At 47.7% G+C, this 633-nt stretch carries 2 tRNA genes and 1 rRNA gene; all 3 read right to left on the reverse strand.

Going from position 1 to position 633, the window contains the following annotated elements:
• Positions 1 to 188: 188 nt before the first annotated feature.
• Positions 189 to 264 (reverse strand) — tRNA-Ala (locus tag ACMV5H_RS25610).
• A gap of 108 nt (positions 265 to 372) precedes the next feature.
• Positions 373 to 449: transfer RNA gene (locus ACMV5H_RS25615), tRNA-Ile, on the reverse strand.
• 75 nt (positions 450 to 524) lie between these two features.
• Positions 525 to 633 (reverse strand): 16S ribosomal RNA (locus tag ACMV5H_RS25620); the annotation flags it as partial.

The following is a 633-nucleotide window of genomic DNA, read 5'->3' on the forward strand; positions in this document are numbered from 1 at the left end:
ACACTGTCGTGCTGTTTATTTGAGAGACTCTATGACAGGTTAATCCTTACCCCAATACTTCTACGGAGGGATAAGTTTCAGCTGTCATGTTTCAATTTTCAGCTTGTTCCAGATTGTTAAAGAGCAAAATACTTCGCAGCATACTGTTGCCAGTACACTCTGAAGTATTATCAAGGACTATATGGATATGGTGGAGCTAAGCGGGATCGAACCGCTGACCTCCTGCGTGCAAGGCAGGCGCTCTCCCAGCTGAGCTATAGCCCCATACAGTCACTTGCAGAAACCTTTATTTACCACTCGCTCAGGCAAGGCATGCTCACTGGACGTTTACGGTGTAAACGTATCGCGTGCAATGCAGCACAAGTGCGAATTTGGTAGGCCTGAGTGGACTTGAACCACCGACCTCACCCTTATCAGGGGTGCGCTCTAACCACCTGAGCTACAAGCCTATAAAGGTATTTCTGCTCGTTACTTTTTCATCAGACAATCTGTGTGGACACTGCACTCAACTGCATATCTTTAGGTAAGGAGGTGATCCAACCGCAGGTTCCCCTACGGTTACCTTGTTACGACTTCACCCCAGTCATGAATCACAAAGTGGTAAGCGCCCTCCCGAAGGTTAAGCTACCTACT

Source organism: Serratia sp. N21D137, from assembly GCF_047530005.1.
GTDB classification, from domain to species: domain Bacteria; phylum Pseudomonadota; class Gammaproteobacteria; order Enterobacterales; family Enterobacteriaceae; genus Chania; species Chania fonticola_B.